Origin of the sequence: Streptomyces canus (assembly GCF_030815415.1) — a bacterium.
In the GTDB taxonomy this organism is placed as follows: Bacteria; Actinomycetota; Actinomycetes; order Streptomycetales; family Streptomycetaceae; genus Streptomyces; species Streptomyces canus_F.
Genome location: NZ_JAUSWW010000001.1, coordinates 8,303,634 through 8,320,584, shown reverse-complemented (window position 1 = coordinate 8,320,584; position 16,951 = coordinate 8,303,634). Strand labels below are relative to the sequence as shown.

General features: G+C 71.9%; 17 protein-coding genes and 1 riboswitch. Of the genes, 7 read left to right on the top strand and 10 right to left on the bottom strand.

Annotation, left to right across the window (positions count from 1 at the left end; genetic code table 11):
* Positions 1-13 precede the first annotated feature (13 nt).
* Genes QF037_RS38520 through QF037_RS38510 form a run of 3 tightly spaced genes read right to left on the bottom strand, consistent with a single transcriptional unit; the run spans position 14 to position 2,552 of the window.
* Entirely contained in the window at positions 14-1,312 is a 1,299-nt protein-coding gene (locus tag QF037_RS38520) for a bifunctional 3,4-dihydroxy-2-butanone-4-phosphate synthase/GTP cyclohydrolase II (protein ID WP_307033371.1), read from the bottom strand.
* Entirely contained in the window at positions 1,309-1,950 is a 642-nt protein-coding gene (locus tag QF037_RS38515; protein ID WP_307033369.1) for a nicotinamide mononucleotide transporter family protein, read from the bottom strand. Before QF037_RS38515 ends, QF037_RS38520 begins: the two co-directional genes overlap by 4 nt.
* Positions 1,947-2,552 (bottom strand): riboflavin synthase, encoded by a 606-nt coding sequence (locus QF037_RS38510; RefSeq protein WP_307033367.1) that lies wholly within the window; start codon positions 2,550-2,552, stop codon positions 1,947-1,949. The genes QF037_RS38515 and QF037_RS38510 overlap by 4 nt, the downstream gene beginning before the upstream one ends.
* Positions 2,553-2,698: 146 nt before the next feature.
* Positions 2,699-2,829: riboswitch (FMN riboswitch) on the bottom strand.
* 222 nt (positions 2,830-3,051) lie between these two features.
* On the opposite strand from QF037_RS38510, the gene QF037_RS38505 reads away from it, so the two are divergent.
* From QF037_RS38505 to QF037_RS38495, 3 genes are all read left to right on the top strand, one after another.
* Positions 3,052-3,354, top strand: a complete 303-nt coding sequence (locus QF037_RS38505) for a sigma factor (RefSeq protein ID WP_307033365.1) — start codon at positions 3,052-3,054, stop codon at positions 3,352-3,354.
* A gap of 50 nt (positions 3,355-3,404) precedes the next feature.
* On the top strand, positions 3,405-3,971 hold the full coding sequence (locus tag QF037_RS38500) for a sigma factor-like helix-turn-helix DNA-binding protein (protein ID WP_307033363.1): 567 nt from the start codon (positions 3,405-3,407) through the stop codon (positions 3,969-3,971).
* Positions 3,972-4,062: 91 nt separating this feature from the next.
* On the top strand, positions 4,063-4,812 hold the full coding sequence (locus QF037_RS38495; RefSeq protein ID WP_307033360.1) for an SDR family oxidoreductase: 750 nt from the start codon (positions 4,063-4,065) through the stop codon (positions 4,810-4,812).
* Positions 4,813-4,837: 25 nt separating this feature from the next.
* On the opposite strand, the gene QF037_RS38490 is transcribed toward QF037_RS38495, so the two are convergent.
* Positions 4,838-6,010: an ROK family transcriptional regulator gene (locus QF037_RS38490; protein WP_307033358.1), complete on the bottom strand. Its 1,173-nt coding sequence runs from the start codon at positions 6,008-6,010 to the stop codon at positions 4,838-4,840.
* A gap of 131 nt (positions 6,011-6,141) precedes the next feature.
* Between QF037_RS38490 and QF037_RS38485 the strand changes: the two genes are divergently transcribed.
* The gene (locus tag QF037_RS38485; protein ID WP_307033355.1) at positions 6,142-7,353 is read left to right on the top strand and encodes an MFS transporter; all 1,212 of its coding nucleotides are present in this window, start codon (positions 6,142-6,144) and stop codon (positions 7,351-7,353) included.
* Positions 7,354-7,363: 10 nt separating this feature from the next.
* Here QF037_RS38485 and QF037_RS38480 read toward each other — a convergent pair whose 3' ends face one another.
* Positions 7,364-8,485, bottom strand: coding sequence for a glycoside hydrolase family 6 protein (locus QF037_RS38480; RefSeq protein WP_307037579.1), 1,122 nt, complete (start codon positions 8,483-8,485; stop codon positions 7,364-7,366).
* 172 nt (positions 8,486-8,657) lie between these two features.
* Between QF037_RS38480 and QF037_RS38475 the strand changes: the two genes are divergently transcribed.
* Positions 8,658-9,344 (top strand): DUF5995 family protein, encoded by a 687-nt coding sequence (locus QF037_RS38475; RefSeq protein WP_307033353.1) that lies wholly within the window; start codon positions 8,658-8,660, stop codon positions 9,342-9,344.
* Between the two features lie 103 nt (positions 9,345-9,447).
* Positions 9,448-9,879 carry a hypothetical protein gene (locus tag QF037_RS38470; protein ID WP_307033351.1) on the top strand — a complete coding sequence of 144 codons (432 nt, stop codon included), beginning with the start codon at positions 9,448-9,450 and terminating at the stop codon, positions 9,877-9,879.
* Here the strand turns inward: QF037_RS38470 and QF037_RS38465 are convergent.
* A complete protein-coding gene (locus tag QF037_RS38465; RefSeq protein WP_307033349.1) occupies positions 9,840-11,555 on the bottom strand; it encodes a flavin monoamine oxidase family protein in 1,716 nt (571 codons plus the stop codon). The genes QF037_RS38470 and QF037_RS38465 overlap by 40 nt on opposite strands.
* A 43-nt stretch (positions 11,556-11,598) precedes the next feature.
* Complete coding sequence (locus tag QF037_RS38460; protein WP_307033348.1) at positions 11,599-12,387, bottom strand: carbon-nitrogen hydrolase family protein; 789 nt, start codon at positions 12,385-12,387, stop codon at positions 11,599-11,601.
* A gap of 289 nt (positions 12,388-12,676) precedes the next feature.
* Between QF037_RS38460 and QF037_RS38455 the strand changes: the two genes are divergently transcribed.
* The gene (locus QF037_RS38455; protein ID WP_307033346.1) at positions 12,677-13,216 is read left to right on the top strand and encodes a Repetin; all 540 of its coding nucleotides are present in this window, start codon (positions 12,677-12,679) and stop codon (positions 13,214-13,216) included.
* Here the strand turns inward: QF037_RS38455 and QF037_RS38450 are convergent.
* From QF037_RS38450 to QF037_RS38440, 3 genes are all read right to left on the bottom strand, one after another.
* A complete protein-coding gene (locus QF037_RS38450) occupies positions 13,185-14,384 on the bottom strand; it encodes an MFS transporter (protein WP_307033344.1) in 1,200 nt (399 codons plus the stop codon). The two genes, QF037_RS38455 and QF037_RS38450, sit on opposite strands and share 32 nt — an antisense overlap.
* 105 nt (positions 14,385-14,489) lie before the next feature.
* Positions 14,490-15,896 carry an HAD-IA family hydrolase gene (locus QF037_RS38445; protein WP_307033342.1) on the bottom strand — a complete coding sequence of 469 codons (1,407 nt, stop codon included), beginning with the start codon at positions 15,894-15,896 and terminating at the stop codon, positions 14,490-14,492.
* Positions 15,893-16,951, bottom strand: coding sequence for an ABC transporter ATP-binding protein (locus QF037_RS38440; RefSeq protein ID WP_307033340.1), 1,059 nt, complete (start codon positions 16,949-16,951; stop codon positions 15,893-15,895). Before QF037_RS38440 ends, QF037_RS38445 begins: the two co-directional genes overlap by 4 nt.

Below are 16,951 nucleotides of genomic sequence, written 5' to 3'. Positions count from 1 at the left end.
TCTGATCTCCTCGTTACTGGTTGCTGCAGGTGGACGTCGACGCCGTCGCGGGCGTCTCCAGCCAGGGCAGGTCGTGTCCCATCCGGTCCCGCTTGGTCCGCAGGTAGGTGAGGTTGTGCTCGCCCGCCTGTACCGGCATCGGCTCCCGTCCGTTGACCTTGAGGCCGTGGCGCAGAAGGGCGTCGGACTTGTCGGGGTTGTTGGTCATCAGGCGCACACTGCGCACCCCGAGGTCCTCGAGGATCTGGGCGCCCGCGCCGTAGTCCCGGGCGTCGGCGGGCAGGCCGAGTTCCAGGTTGGCGTCGAGGGTGTCGCGGCCGCGCTCCTGGAGCTCGTACGCGCGCAGCTTGGAGACCAGTCCGATGCCGCGCCCCTCATGGCCGCGCAGATAGACCACCACTCCCCTGCTCTCGTCCTGTATGCGGGCCAGGGAGGCGTCCAGCTGGGGTCCGCAGTCGCAGCGCGCGGAACCGAAGATGTCGCCGGTCAGGCACTCGGAGTGGACGCGCACCAGGACGTCTTCGCCGTCGCCGATCTCGCCGTGGACGAGGGCGACGTGCTCGACGCCGTCGACGGTGGAGCGGTAGCCGTACGCCGTGAACTCGCCGTGGGAGGTGGGCAGGTGGACCTCGGCCTCGCGGCGGACGGTGGGCTCGGCGGTCCGGCGGTAGGCGATCAGGTCCTCGATGGAGATGATCGTCAGGCCGTGCTTGCGGGCGAACGGGATCAGCTCGGGCAGCCGCAGCATGCGGCCGTCCTCGCCGGCGATCTCGACGATGGCGCCGGCCGGGCGCAGGCCCGCGAGCCGGGCGAGGTCGACGGCGGCCTCGGTGTGGCCGTTGCGCGTGAGGACCCCGCCGGCCTTGGCGCGGAGCGGGAAGACGTGGCCGGGGCGCACGAAGTCGGTGGGCTCGGCGTCACCGCCCGCCAGCAGCCGGAGCGTGGTCGCGCGGTCGGCGGCCGAGATGCCGGTGCTCACCCCGTGAGCGGCGGAGGCGTCCACGGAGACGGTGAACGCGGTCTTCATCGACTCGGTGTTGTCCGCGACCATCTGCGGCAGTTCGAGCCGCTCCAGCTCCTCGCCCTCCATGGGGGCGCAGATCAGGCCGCGGCACTCGCTCATCATGAAGGCGACGATCTCGGGGGTCGCCTTCTCTGCGGCGATGACGAGGTCGCCCTCGTTCTCCCGGTCCTCGTCGTCGACCACGACGATCGGGCGGCCGGCGGCGATGTCGGCGATGGCCTGCTCGATCGGGTCGAGCGTGAGGTCTTCCAAGCCGTCGGTGCTGTACAGGATCGGTGCCGTGCTCATGCCGGCGCTCCTTCCAGAGCGGGCCGCGCGCCCTGGCGGGAGCGCAGCCACCAGTCGCGCATGCCCCACAGGACGAGCGCGCCGTAGATGACGTAGACGAAGCCGGAGAAGGCGTAGCCGTTGGCGAAGTTGAGGGGGACGCCGACCAGGTCGACCAGGAGCCAGGCGAACCAGAACTCGACCATGCCGCGTGCCTGGGCGTACATGGCGACGACGGTGCCGACGAAGATGTAGGCGTCCGGCCAAGGGTCCCAGGACAGACTCGGGTACGCCTTGAAGAGCAGGGCGACCGCGACGGTGCCGGCGGCGGCCGCTCCGGCCATCACCGCGCGCTCGGTCCAGGTGGCGAACCGCGGAACGATGTGGCCGTCGCCGGTCTCGCCCTTGTTGCGGTTCCACTGCCACCAGCCGTACAGGGCGACGACCATGACGATCGCCTGCTTGCCCGCGCTGCCGGTCAGATGGCCGTAGAACGCGCCGAAGAGGATGAGGCCGGCCAGGAACTGCACGGGCCAGCTCCAGATGGAGCGCCGCCAGCCGAGGGCGAGGGCGGCCAGGCCGGTGATGTTGCCGATCATGTCCGACCAGAGGATGTGCTGGTCGAAGGCGGTGAACGCCTCGGAGTTCAGCCAGTTCACCGGCCCGCTCCCTGGGTGCTCGCGAGCAGCCGCTCGACGTACTTGGCGACGACGTCGACCTCGAGGTTGACCGGGTCGCCGGGCTGCTTGTGGCCGAGCGTGGTCAGGTCGAGGGTGGTCGGGATGAGGCTGACGGTGAAGTAGTCGGGGCCTGCGTCGACGACGGTGAGGCTGATGCCGTCGACGGTGATGGAGCCCTTCTCCACGACGTAGCGCGAGAGGTCCGCGGGGAGGGAGACCTTGACGATCTCCCAGTTCTCGGACGGCTTGCGCTCCAGGACCTGGCCGGTGCCGTCGACATGGCCCTGCACGATGTGGCCGCCGAGACGGGCGCCCACGGCGGTGGGGCGCTCGAGGTTGACGCGGGAGCCGACGGCGAGGGCGCCGAGGCTGGAGCGGTCGAGGGTCTCGGCCATGACGTCCGCGGTGAACTCGTCGCCCTCGTGCTCGACGACGGTGAGGCAGACGCCGTTGACGGCGATCGAGTCACCGTGCTTCGCGCCCTCGGTGACGACGGGGCCTCGCAGGCGGAAGCGACACGCATCGCCGAGGTTCTCGACGGCGGTGATCTCGCCCAGCTCTTCGACGATTCCGGTGAACACTTCCCGGGTCCTCCTGCCACATCGGGGCACGGACTCCGGGGCTGTCGATGACGACAGAATGAACGGGCAGGAGCACTGGGGGCGACGCCGGACAGACCCGCCCACATGGACGAGTAGATACGGCGACGCGCACGAATGCCCGCCCGCCGCGCACTGCCTCCCATCCGGACTTTAACCGTCGGTCCAGGAATTTCACCTGGTCAACCGGTCACTGGAAGTGACCGGGTCGCGGACTGTAACCGCCGGTTCGGACTTTCACCGACCCCGGAGTGCGCTGCTTTAAGGTACAGAGCCAGTGTGCCACGGCTGATCGAGGTCCATACGGGTGAGTGATGTGGAGTGGCTCACAGGTGGTGTCGCTGGACTTCTCAACACGCCCGACCTGTTGGACCCTCTGGTCTAGTCCTTTTTGGATCTCCGCAGACGGCCCGGCGGCGGTGACGACGGCCCTTGCCCGCCGCCGGGTCCCTCACCGCCCCGGCATGGCAGGGTGACAGGCATGACGAGTGCTATCGCCGACGAGTTCGAGAGCCACCGTCCGCGGCTGTTCGGCCTGGCCTATCGCCTGCTGGGCTCGGCGGAAGAGGCCGAGGACACCGTCCAGGACGCCTTTCTGCGCTTCAGCGGCGCCGACCGGGGCGGCATCGAGCACCTCGGGGCCTGGCTCGCGAAGGTCGTCACCAATCTCTGTCTGACGCGGCTGACCTCTGCCAGGGCACGGCGCGAGACCTACGTCGGAAGCTGGCTGCCGGAGCCCGTCGTCACCTCGGACGGCACGCTCGGCCCTCCCCCACTGCCTTAAGGGCGTGGGAGGTACCCCCAGAGTCCGCCGAGCAGCGCGACGCCGTGTCGATGGCGCTGCTGGTCCTGCTGGAGCGGCTCACGCCGACCGAGCGGGCTGTGTACGTGCTGCGGGAGGCGTTCGCCTACGGATACCGGGCGATCGCCGACGTCCTCGATCTGAGCGAGGCCAACTGCCGTCAGTTGCACCGCAGGGCGGTACAGCGGGTGGGCGAACCGCGGTCGCGGTTCGAGGCCGCGCCCGAGCGGCAGGAGAAGCTGGTCGCGACGTTCGTCACGGCGGCCCGGGAAGGCGATCTCGCCGGTCCGGAGAAGCTGCTCGCCGCCGATGCGACCTGGTGGAGCGACGGCGGCGGCAAGGTGTCCGCGGCCCGGCGGCCGGTCGAGGGCCGCGAGAAGGTGGTCCGCTTCGCGCTGGGTTCGTTCCAGAAGTGGGGCGCCGACCTGCGGCTCACGACGGCGGAGGTCAACGGCGGGACCGGGGTCGCACTGTGGACGGGCGAGGCGCTCACCGCCCTGGTCACCTTCGACCTGCGGGACGGGCTGATCGGCGACGTACGGGCCGTGTTGAACTCGGACATGCTGGAATTCGTACGCGGTCAGCTCGCCCACCCGTAGCGGCCTGTCACATTTCGCCGGGGGTACGTGGTCTCACTCGGCGAGGGGCGCTCCGCCCGGGAGCGTCCGGCGTCCGAAGGGACTGACCAGCATGACCACGATCCTGGTGACCGGCGGTACCGGAACGCTCGGCCGGCTCGTCGCCGAACGGCTGCGGGCGGACGGACACGAGGTGCGGGTGCTCAGCCGGCACGCCCAGCCGTACGCCGTCGACCTGCGAGAGGGGGGCGCCGCGCTGGACGCGGCCGTCGAATGTGTGGACACGGTCGTGCACTGTGCGACCACACCGACCGGTGGGGACGAGAAGGCGGCCGCGAACCTGATCGCCGCGGCGCGGCGGGCGGGGGTGGGACATCTGGTCTACATCTCGATCGTCGGCATCGACCAGGTGCCGTTCCCGTACTACCGGATCAAGCTCGCCGTGGAGAAGCAGGTCGAGGAGTCGGGGCTGGGGTGGACCGTGCTGCGGGCGACCCAGTTCCACGATCTGCTGGTGAGGGTGTTCCGGGCGATGGCCAAGTCGCCGGTCATGCTGCTTCCCGCAGGTGTGAGCGACCAGCCGGTCGAGGTGGCCGAAGTCGCGGACCGGCTGGCCGAGTTGGCGGCCGGGTCGCCCGCGGGGCGGGTGGCGGACCTGGGTGGGCCCCAGGTGCGGTCGTTCGAGTCGCTGGCTCGGGCTTATGTGAAGGCGACGGGGCGCCGCCGGGCTGTGGTGAACGTGCCGTTGGCGGGGAAGGCGTACCGGGGCTTCCGGGCGGGTGGGCATCTGGCGCCGGAACAGGCTGTGGGGAAGGGGACGTTCGAGGAGTATCTGGCGGCCAGGCCCGGCAGCAAGGGCTGAGTACGGCCGGCACAGCCCCGCGTCCCTAGCGGGGAGCGAACAGGTCGTCCTGCGCCCGGTCCCGGGCCGTCAGCAGGGCACCGCGCAGGACGGCCTCACCGCCGAGAACGCTGGGACGTACCTCGGTCGGCAGGGGTGACATCCGGCGGACTCGCCGTTCCACGCGGGCGGCGAGTTCCTCCCCGCCCGCCTGCCCGACCTCCCCACCGAGAACCACACACCCGGGGTCCAGGACGGCCACGACGGACGAGACCCCGACAGCGAGCCGGTCCGCCAGCGCGCCCAGGAAACCGTCCGCTCCCTCCGCCACCGCCCTGGCCACCAGCACGGCCGCCACCGGCTCGGCCCCGGACGCGGCCCCCACCACTCCGTACTCCGCTGCCAGCTCCGCGATCGCCGCCGACCCCGCCAGCGAGTGGAACCCGCCGTCGCACCCCGTCGCCGAGGGCAGCCCCCGCGTCCCGGGCACCGGCAGGAATCCGATCTCCCCCGTCCCCCCGGAGGCGCCCCTGCGCAACGAACCGTCCAGCACCACCGCCGCCCCCGTCCCGTGTCCCAGCCACAGCAGCACGAACGTGTCCCGGTCCCGAGCCGCCCCCTCCCGCTGTTCCGCCAGCGCCGCGAGGTTGGTCTCGTTCTCGACGTGGACACGGGCCTCGGGGAGGCGCTCCTGGAGGGCGGCGACCAGGCGGCGGTGCCATTCGGGCAGGCCGGTGGAGTCGCGGAGTTCGCCCGTGGCCGGGTCGACCAGGCCGGGCGCGCCGATACCCACGGTGTGCAGCCGGTCCGCGCCCGCCTCCTTGGCCGTGCGCTCGACCAGCGTCACCGCCTGCTCGACCGCGGGGCCCGTCCCCGTGTCGTCGCCGATCGGCACGGACGCCTCGGCCAGCACCCGCCCCAGCAGGTCGGAGACGAGGACGGCGACGCCTTCCGTGCGGACGTCGAGCGCCGCCAGATGGGCGAGGTCCGCGACGATGCCGTACAGCTTCGCGTTCGGTCCGCGGCGCTGCTCGCCCGACTCCCCCACCACCTCGATCAGATCGGCGGCGCTGAGGCGTTCCACCAGGTCGGCGACGGTGGGGCGGGACAGACCGGTCAGCTGCTTCAGCTGTCCTGCCGTCAACGGGCCCTCCTGCTGGAGCAGTCGCAGGGCGAGCCGGTCGTTGATGGCCCGGGCGGTGCTGGGGGATGCGGGCATGCCGGGATCCTTCCAGATCGGCCGGGCCCTCAGGTCGGTGCGAGGGCGGCCTTCCATCGACTATCTATCAGGCAGGGACCCTGATAGTTTACGTCGCCGATGGGGACCGGAGACCGCGAAGGGGCGGGCGAATGAGCGCAGTGGAGTACGACCAGGGCCAGGTGAAGCGCGCCCGGTACGCCGTGGCCGCGGTCTTCGCCGTGCACGGCGCCGTGACCGGGTCGTTCGCCACCCGGGTGCCGTGGATCCAGGACCACGCCTCGGTGAGCGCGGGCCAGTTGGGCCTCGCCCTCGCGTTCCCCGCGCTCGGCGCGTCCGTGGCCATGCCGCTGGCCGGGAGCATCAGCCACCGCTTCGGCGCGCGGAACGCGCTGCGCGGCCTCATCTCCCTGTGGACGCTGGCCCTGGTGCTGCCAGCCCTGTCCCCGAATCTGCTGACCCTGTGCCTGTCCCTCTTCGTCTACGGCGCCACCGCCGGCATGGCGGACGTGGCGATGAACGCGCTCGGTGTCGAGGTCGAGAACCGGCTCAACCGGTCGATCATGTCCGGCCTGCACGGCATGTGGAGCGCGGGCGCCCTGGTCGGCTCGGCGGCGGGCACACTCGCCGCGCATCTGGGCTCGGACGCGCGCGTGCACCATGCGCTGGCCGCGGCCGTGCTCACCTTCCTCGGCCTGCTGGCCTGCCGTTGGGTGCTGGACCTGCAGCCCACCGAGGACGAGGAGCCGCCACCGCGGTTCGCGCTGCCCCCGAAGTCGGCCCTGCTCATCGGTGCCGTCGGCTTCTGCGCGGTGTTCGCGGAGGGCGCCAGCCTGGACTGGTCGGCGGTGTATCTGCGGGACCAGTTGGAGACCTCGGCGGGGCTCGCGGCCGCCTGCACGACGGGCTTCACGTTCACCATGGCCGTCGCGCGGCTCGCCGGTGACCGGATCGTGGACCGGTTCGGCTCGGTGCGCACGGTCCGGGCCAGCGGTGTCCTCGCCGTGCTCGGCGGGCTGCTCATCGTCGTGGCGAACCATCCGGCGGTGGCGATGGCCGGGTTCGCGCTGATGGGGCTGGGGATCGCGGTGGTCGTGCCGCTGTGCTTCGCCGCCGCGGGCCGCAGCGGGTCCAACCCCAGTCTGGCCATCGCGGGTGTCGCGACCATCACGTACACCTCCGGTCTGGTCGCCCCCAGCGCGATCGGCACCATCGCCCAGGCGACCAGCCTGCTGGTGTCGTTCGTCCTGGTGACCGTGCTGGCGAGCGGGCTCGTGGCCTTCGCGGGTGTGCTGCGCGCCGGGGACCGCGACCGTCCGAAGGTCAGCCGGCCGGCCGCGGCGGTTCCCGACCGGCGGCCGTGAACCCGGTCGCTCAGCGCGCCAAGTCGTAGGCGTACGACGGTGTGAACGTGCCGGGCGAGCCCTTGCAGCCGTCCGACTCCCCCGGCAGCTTCACCCACAGATAGCCGTCGATGCGGGCCTCGCCGGTGTTCAGGGTCGGGGCCCGGCCGAGCTTGCGGCCGTCGGGGTCGCACCACTCGCCGTCCGGCGGAGCGCCGTTGCCGTTGCGGCTGGTGTCGATGACGGCGCCGAGGCTCGCCGGGCCGCCCAGGGCGTCGAGGACCCGTCGGTCGTAGGCGATCTCGTCGGCGGTGCGGTGGAAGTTGGAGACGTTGCTGAAGACGCCGTCCGAGGAGGCGGCCGAGCCGGCGCCCGCCTGCCGCAGCAGATCGGCCTGTTTGGCCGCCGGGTGCCAGCCGGAGTGGCCGGCGTCGAAGTAGACCCGGGCCTTCGGGTTCGCGTCCTTGAAGGTCCGCCCGGCACGGGCCAACGAGGCGAAACGGTCGGCCCGTTGGCCGGCGGAGAGACAGTCGGTCTGCGCTATCGAGTCGGGCTCCAGGATCACGACGACCTCGCCGGAGCCGAGCCCGGCGGCGAACCTGTCGATCCAGGCGTCGTAGGCGTCGAGGTCCGGCGCCCCGCCCTGGGAGGCCCCGCCGCAGTCGCGGTCCGGGATCCCGTACGCCACGACCACCGGCACCCGGCCCTGCGCCGCGCCCCCGGAGGTGACCGCACGCACGCGTGCCGTGATGGTGGCCGGCGTGTAGTCGGCGAACCAGACGGCAGCCGGCTGGTCGGCGATACGGGACCGAATGACGTCCTGGCGTGCGTCGCCGGGGTTGTCGCGGACCCAGCCGAGGACCTGTGACTCGGAGTGACGGTAGAGGCGGGTGGAGACGGCCGCGGTCTGCTGCTTCTTCTCGGTCCTCGTCGGCGAGGGCGCCGGGCTCGCCGCCTTCTTCTTCGGAGAGGCGGACGGAGAAGGCGACTCGGTGACCGAGGGGGACGGCGAGGGTGCGGGAGGCCGCGGATCCAGGGTCGGGGAGTCCGTCACCTCGGGGCGGGCCTCGTCGGAGCCCCGCCCGTCGTCGAGCGCGGACATCATCCCGGTCGCGGTGCCCACGGCGACCACGACGGAGGCCGCCGCGACCATGCCGCTCCGCCGGGCGGCACGCCGGCGCTCGGCCCTGCGTTCGGCCAGGCGATGGGCACGTTGGCCTGGCACCTGCTGATCCCCTCCCCCTTCGGCGGCGGCGTTCCCCCGTTCTGGGGAAGCACCGGGCCCGCCGACACTTCGGCCAGCCTAGGCCTGGGACCCTGCCTCCATGCCGCAGTTGGAACAGTTCGTCACTCCCGTCGACGCCGTCGTCTCACGGATGCGCGCCCTGGACGAGGCGCTTCCGGAACGGGACGGGATCGCGGTCTTCAACCGTGTCTACCTCGCCGTCACGGAGGCCGTCGACCGGGACATCGACGCGGGCCGGTTCACGGACGCGCGCGCCGCGATCACGCTGGACGTGCGGTTCGCCGAGCGGTACCTGCGGGCGGTCGAGACGGTGACCGACGAGCGCCGCCCACCCGCGTGCTGGCGGCCCCTGTTCCAGTACCGCCGCCATCCCGGAGTACGCCCCCTGCAGTTCGCGCTCGCGGGCATCAACGCGCATATCGGGCACGATCTGGCGCTGGCCGTCGTGGACACCTGTCGTACGCTCGGCTGCGAACCCGTCGACGTGGAGGACGAGTTCGACCGCGTGGGCGATCTCCTCGTCTCGCTGGAGGAGCGCATCCGCGAGGATCTGATGCCGGGCCCCGACCTCCTCCAGATCGCCGACCCGCTGACCCATCTGCTCGGCGCGTGGAGTCTGGAGCGGGCCCGGGACGCCACCTGGACGGCGGCTCGCGCACTGTGGGCGCTGCGCGGACTGCCCGATGTCGCCGGGGAGTTCAGGGAGCGGCTGGACACGGCGGTGGGGTTCGCGGGACGGATGCTGCTGACACCGCTGCCGGACTGATCCGGCCGACCCGCGCCGACAGCCGAGGAACCGAACGTCCCCTGAGTCTGTCTGGACACACGTGGCGGTTTTCCTCCTCCTTACCCTGACCTTCGCACCGCTCGTGACGCCGTTCGTGGTCGCGGGCGCCGCCCTGGTGCTGGCCAAGCGAGCCTACGACCGGGAACTCGGCAGCGGGCTGCGGCTGCCCGATGCCATGTCGTGCGTGCTGGTGGCGGTGCTCGCCGGCGCGGCCGCCTTGGGCGCGTACGCGTACGGCGTGACGAGCGGCTTCTACATCCTGGACCCGGACCAGATGTGCGCGGCCGCCGGTGCGCGCGGCGACCACGTGGTCACCCGGCCGGCCCTGCCGGTCAGCGTGCAGTGCGTCACGTGGAAGGGCGAGGGAACCGAGCTGGTGCCGGGCTGGGTGAACCCGGTCGTGTACGGCGGCCTCGCGCTGTGCGTACTGGCCCTCGGGACGGCGGTCTCCTCGGGCCTGCGCCGTCGAACGGCTCAGTCCTCCGGCAGTTCCACCGGCGCGATCTCGTCGTAGACATCCCCCGGGCCCGGGTTCGTCGCGTCGGTCGCCCCGCCGAAGTGGTGCATGACCCCCCACACCGCGTTCAGCGCGGTCTGGACCGCGCCCTCGGCCCAGCCGGCCGTCCAGGAGATGTCGTCGCCCGCGAGGAAGATGCCCCGCTTGTCCTCGGGCAGCCGGTCCTGCATGAAGTGCGTGAACAGGCGCCGCTGGTAGCGGTAGTGGCCGGGCAGGTTGGCCTTGAACGCGCCCATGAAATAGGGCTCGTTCTCCCACGACACCGTCACCGGGTTGCCGATGATGTGCTTCCTGATGTCGACCTTCGGGTAGATCTCGCCGAGCGACTTCAGCATGACCTCCATCCGCTCGTTCGCGGACAGCGGCAGCCACTTCAGGCTGTCGTCGCACCAGGTGTACGAGAGGCAGATGACGGCCGGTTTGTCGGGACCGTCGTCGAGGAGGTAGGTCCCGCGCGTCATACGGTCGGTGAGGGTCATCGACATGACGTCCCGGCCGGTCGGGTTTCCCCTGTCGTCGACGGCCTTGTCCAGCCAGAACGGCCGGTCCACGGGCACGAACAGCTTCGAGGACTCCATGTAGTGGGTGCGCTCGATCGCCGTCCAGTGGTCGATCGGGAAGAGCGAGTCGTCGCAGGCGATCTTCGACAGCAGCATCCAGGACTGGGCGGTGAAGATCGCCGCCCGGTAGGTGCGGATGTCGCCGTCGGCGTCGGTCACCGTGATCCGGTTGCCGGCGGTGCGGTGCAGACGGGTGACCGCGGGACGCGGCTCGCCGTTCACGTGCAGCTGCGCCAGGGAGGTGCCGTAGGGCCAGTGGACGATCTTCTCGGGCGCCCGGTCCCAGAGCCTGAGCGGCAGTTGCTGGGAGCCGCCGACGATGCCGCGGTGGTGGTCGTCGGCCTCGGTGTAGACGACCCGCAGGATCTCCAGGATGGAGTTGGGGAAGTCGGTGTCCCAGCCGCCGGTGCCGAAGCCGACCTGGCCGAAGATCTCGCGGTGCCGGAAGGACCTGAAGGACTCGGATTCGCAGAGGAAGCCGTAAAAGGTCTGGTTGTCGAGCTTCTCGACGAGCTTCGCCCAGATCTCGCGGATGCGCGGCACGTCCCGCTCCCGCATGGCCTGGTTCATGTCGGAGAAGTCGGCGCCCTCTTCGAGGCACTTGTTCCAGGCCGCGGCGACATCACGGTAGACCTGGGGCAGGTCGTCGATCGTCTCGGCGTAGTGCGACTCGCCCTTGAGGTCGACGACCGTCGAAGGGGTCGCCTCCGCAAGGGGGTTGGGGAAGGGCTGCGTCTTCAGGCCCACCAGGTCGATGTAGTGCTGGAGCGCCGTGGAGGACGGCGGGAAACGCATCGCGCCCATCTCGGCGGTGAGGCCGTCGGTGCCCGGGCCGTCGAAGCCCACGGTGCGCAGCCGTCCGCCGATCTGGTCGGCCTCGTACACGACCGGCTTGAGGCCCATCTTCATCAGCTCGTACGCGGCCACGAGGCCGGACAGCCCGCCGCCGATCACCGCGACCTCGGCGCCGTGCTCGGTCGCCGGTATCTGGCCGAGACCCGCCGGGTGGGCGAGGAAGTCGTCGTAGGCGTACGGGAAGTCCGGGCCGAACATGGTGATCGGCGGCTGCTGCTCGTCGGCGTGCTGGACGGCGTTGGGCACCGTGGACGTCATGGGGTACGGACTCCTAGCGACTGCGAAAGAAAGAGGGGGAGGCTCAGACCAGGGACCCGTAGAGCCCGGGGCGGCGGTCGTGCAGATACGGGTTCGCCTCGCGGGAGGCGGCGAGGGAGACCGGGTCGGCGTCCGCGAACACCAGCTCCTCGCCGCGTCCGGCGCGGGTGCGGGCGATCCCGTCGGGACCGGCGAGGGTGGAGAGCCCGACGAACTCGAACTCCCCTTCCTGGCCGACCCTGTTGACGTAGGCGACGTACATCTGGTTCTCGAAGGCCCGCACCGGGATCATCGACTCGGCGACGAACTGGAAGGGGTGCATCTGCGCGGTCGGCACGACCAGGAGGTCGGTGCCGGCGAGGGCGTGGGCGCGGACGTTCTCCGGGAACTCGACGTCGTAACAGATCATGAGGCCGACGGTCAGTCCGCCGAGCTCGGCCTGGACGACCGGCTGCTCCCCCGGGGTGAAGTGGTCGCGCTCGAAGCAGCCGAAGAGGTGGGTCTTGCGGTAGTTGGCCCGGCGGTCGCCCGTGGCCGAGATCAGCTGGGCGGAGTTGAAGACCGCGTCCCCGGAGCGTTCCGGATAGCCGTACGCGATGGCGAGAGAGTGCCTCGACGCGATCTCCGCGACCGCGTCCGCGCTGTCCCCGTCGGCCGGCTCCGCGAGGCGGGCGATGTCGTCGCCGATCGCGTACCCGGTGAGGAACATCTCCGGCGCGGCCAGCAGCCCGGCGCCCGCGGCGGCGGCACGGCCCGCGGCCTCGTCGAGGACCTTGAGGTTCTCGACGACCGAGCCGGGGCGACCGGAGCTCTGGAGCAGGGCGGTACGCATGCGTGTCCTCACCGGGGCGAAAGGGTGGATGTGGGGGCCATGTAGACGGTACGGCGGGCTGACCAGGGCGGACAAGAAGGAGCCGTTGCGTGCCGGTAAGCGATTCGTTGCGTCCGTGCGGGGCGGGGCGGCGATTCGTTGCGCGCCCCTTCCGTCCACCTGGAGACGTACACGGTGCGGGGCGGACCAGCCTGGCGGCGTAGCCGGGATGCCGACCCTGGCGCGACGCGGCGGGAGCGGGGCCTCGGGACAGTGGTGACCGTCCCGTTCGCCCGCGGAAAGGACCGTCATGAACCGTCGTACAAAGATCGTCGTGCTCGGCGCCACGCTCCTCCTCACCGCCGGACTCACCGGCGCCGCGGCCTCCGCGCCCGCCTCCCCTCCGAAACCCCGCGAGGGCGCCGCCCTCACCGGCACCGCCAAGCTGCACCGCTCCGCCGGCGACGACATCACCTTCTCCTTCGACGCGCACCTCGCCGCCGGGGACAAGGCCGACCCGATGAGGGCGACCGGCACCTTCGAGTGGAGCCACTACCTGAGGGGCGACGGCGCCTGGGCGAAGGCGAAGGTCGACTGTCTGGTCACCGGCGGCAAAGTGGCCGTCGTGTCCGGCATCGTCACCGACTCGGACCTGCCGGGCGCGAAGGGCACCCGGGTCGGCGTCACGGTGCACGACCTCGGCCACCGCGACCGGCTCGGGTACAGCTGGGCGACGACCGAGGACCTGGGCCCCAAGGACCTGCCGAAGTGCGTCAGCTCCGCCCCGTTCGAGAAGGTCGAGAAGGGGACGGGGGACTTCACGGTCGTGCCGTGGCAGCCCGACTTCTAGCCAGCACCAGCGCCGTCACCAGGTACGGCACCGCCAGCACCGCGAAGACCGTGCCGTGGGCCGCGGTCGTGCCCAGCAGCGCGTACGCGCCGAAGGTGGCGACCGTGACCAGCTCCGTGCCCAGGCTCGCGACGGAGGTGAGGGTGGCCCGGCGGGACTCGTCGATACGGTGCTGGAGGCGGACGTCGGCGAGCACCTCGGCCAGCTGGAACCCGCCGAAGGCGAGGCCGACGAGCGCGATGCCGGCCGGGGTCCCGGACGCGGCGCCGGCGGCCATCGCGAGCGCGGAGCCCGCCAGCAGCCATGCCGTCCCGGTGGTGCCGAGGCGTTCGGCCGGCCCGGTCAGCAGGCTCGCCGCCGTGACGAGCGTCCACACGAGCAGGATCAAGTAGGGCACCGTCGCCTCCGCCACACCGGTGTCCCGGGCCAGCAGGGGCGTGTACTCGTCGAGCGCGCCCCACACCGCGGCGACGGCGGGGACCAGCAGCAGGGCGCCGCGTACGGAACGGTCCTCGCGGACCACGGCAAGTCCGGTCCGCAGGGTCGTCCACCAGCCGTCGCCCCCGGTCTCCGGCCGCGTCCGGTGCTCCGGCAGCCGGGCCGCCACCGCGGCGGCCAGCAGACAGGCCAGCACACTGCCCGCGCCCACCAGCGGGTAGCCGCCCAGCGCGAACACCGGCCCGGCGAGACCGATCGCCGCCATGGTGGCCGCCAGCCGCGCCGCGCGTACCCGTCCCATCACGCGCGCGTACCGGTCGGCGGCGCCGAGCCGGTCCAGCTCGTCGTAGGCCAGCGCCTCGAAGGAGCCGGAGCAGAGTGCTCCGCCGATGCCCCACAGGACGAATCCGAGCGCGAAGGCCCAGTACGCGGGGACGATCACCCACAGGGCGAAGCCGGCCGCGTTGAACAACGGGCCGGTCCACAGCAGCAGCCGTCGGGAGACCGCGTCGGCCAGGGCGCCGGAGGGGACCTCCAGCACGACGGCGGTGACCGACCACAGGGCGAACAGGGAGGAGATCTGCCACAGCGACATCCCGGTGTCGGCGAAGAGCAGCGCGTACACCGGGTAGAGCAGGACGAAGTCGTCGAGGAACGCGTAGCCGTACAACGTGGTCGTCAGCCGGCGGATGCCGGTCGTGGTGGACACACGTGTGGGTGAGAGTGTCATGAGGCCTTCCCGGAAGGGCGGTTCGGACGTCGTGGGTACGGCGTCCGAGGCGGCCCTCGGGAGGCACGGCTGGTGGATCAATGTCGCCAGGTCATGACACCGATGCTAGACAGTCCCGGCCCCGCTGCCCAGCGAAAAAGTGGTGATCACCGCCGCGTGGTCGGACGGCCAGTCGTTGTCCTTGACATCCGGCCAGCTCCGGGGGGTGCCGCTGACGTACGTCCGGGAGTCGAGCACCCGCAGCCCCCGGTGCAGAACGAAGTCGATCCGATCCTGCGGCTCCGGCGCGGCCTGGACCGGCGACCAGGTGTGACCGGGGTCGGCCACGGGGTCGGGGTGGGCCTGACGGTAGGAGTCGGCGAAGCCCGCTTCCTCGGCCGCCTTCGTGACCGGCCACTGGATGTCCGGCCAGTCGAGGTGCGAGGGAGTGTTGAAGTCACCGACGAGGGCGACGGGCACGGCCTCGTCGATCCTGCCCAGCGCGTCTCTCATCTGCGCGAGCCGCACCCCCTCGTGGGCGGCCGACGGCACGTAGGGCCCGTACGACTCGTAGTCCAGATGGACCGTCCACACGTCCGCCTCGGCGCCCTCGGCGACCCGGACCCGGACACCCGCCGCGCCGTAGAAGCCGACCGCCGGGTCCCCGAAGGTGTCCGTGATCGGGTGGCGGCTGATGATGCCGAGGTTCACCCCGGCCCGGTGGTGGTGCCAGCCGAGGGCCTCGGCGAGCTCCTGCGCGGCGGTGCCATACGTCTCCTGGAGACCGACCACGTCCACCTCGGTCTCGGCGATGACCTTGAGCTGTTTGGCCCGGTGGTCATTGACCTCGGTGCCGCCGTACCAGAGGTTCCAGGTCATGACGCGGAGCCGGTACGGCAGCAGGGAGCGGAGCCGGTCGACGGTGACCCCCTCCAGACCGGCCAGGACGGTCCGGCCCGGCGCGGCCTCGATCGGCGCGAGGGAGGGCACGGCGAGCACCACGCACCCGGCGGCCTCGGCGGAGGCGACCCCGGTCTCCGTGTCCTCGACGGCCACGCAGGCGGCGGGGTCGACGCCCAGGGCCCGGCAGGCGGCGAGGTAGGGATCGGGGGCCGGCTTGGTGCGGGGTGTGTCGTCGGCGGTCACGGAGACGGCGAAGCGCTCGGCGCCGAGCGCTGCGAGCACCGTGTCGGCGACCGCCCTGGGGGACGCGGTCACCAGGGCCGTGGGCACTCCCTCGCGGGCCAGGGCGCCCAGCAGGTCGAGCGCGCCGGGGCGGGGCACGATGCCGGTGCGGACGCGGTCGGCGAACTCCCGGTGGAGCGCGTCGGCCAGATCGCCGGCCGGGGTGCCCGTGGCCGCGGACAGCCAGGCGGCCGTGTCCTCGACCGCGCGGCCGAGCACCTCCGGCTGGTCCGCCTCGGTCAGGGTCCGCCCTGCCACCTCTTCCACCGCCTCCCACCACAGCCGCTCGGTGTCGACGAGCGTGCCGTCCATGTCGAACAGGACGGCCTGGAGCGGGAGTCGGCTCACGGCGCGCTCCGCTCGGCGACGAGCACCGGCCGCTGCGGCAAGGCCACGCTCACCGCGGCTCCCGCGCCGAGCCCGGCGGCCTCGTGGGCGGGCAGGTCGGCCTTCACGTCGGTGCCGTCGGCGAGCCGGACGGTGACACGGACGGCGGCGCCCAGGAAGGAGGTGGCGACGACGCTCGCCTTTCCCTCGTCGTCGGCCCGCACGCGTACGGCCTCGGGCCGCACCAGCACGTCCACCTCGGCCGCCGAGGGCACCGGGCCGTCCACGGGGAGCCGCTGCCCGAGCACATCCACGGATCCGTCGGCCAGCCGTCCCGGTATCCGGCTCATCGTCCCGACGAACTCGGCGACGAAGGCGGTGGCCGGACGGCCGTACAACTCGGCAGGGGCCGCGCACTGTTCGAGGCGTCCGGCGTGCATCACCGCGACCCGGTCCGCCATCGACAGGGCCTCCTCCTGGTCGTGGGTCACGAAGAGCGTGGTGATCCCGAGCTCCTGCTGGAGTCGGCGGATCTCCTCGCGCAGGGAGAGGCGCACCTTGGCGTCGAGTGCCGACAGCGGCTCGTCGAGGAGCAGCACCCGTGGCCGCAGGGCGAGCGCACGGGCCAGGGCGACGCGCTGCTGCTGGCCGCCGGAGAGCTCGTGCGGGAAGCGCCCGCCCTTGTCGGCGAGACCGACCAGCTCCAGCAACTCGGCGGCACGCGACCGTCGTTCGGCCGGACGTACCTTCCGCATCCGCAGCCCGAAGGCCACGTTGTCGACCGCGTCGAGATGCGGGAAGAGGCTGTACGACTGGAAGACCATCCCCGCGTCACGGCGGTGGGCCGGCACCCGGGTGACGTCCTCGCCGTCCACCAGCACCTCGCCGGAGTCGGGGTGTTCGAAGCCCGCGAGCATGCGCAGCGCGGTGGTCTTGCCGCAGCCGGACGGGCCGAGCAGGGCGAGGAGCTCACCGGGCCGGACGGTCAGGTCGAGTCCGTCGAGGGCGACGGTCGGACCGAACTCCCTGCGCAGGCCCCGGAATTCGACGGTGGCCGCTTTCTCGAGCGTCTTCAT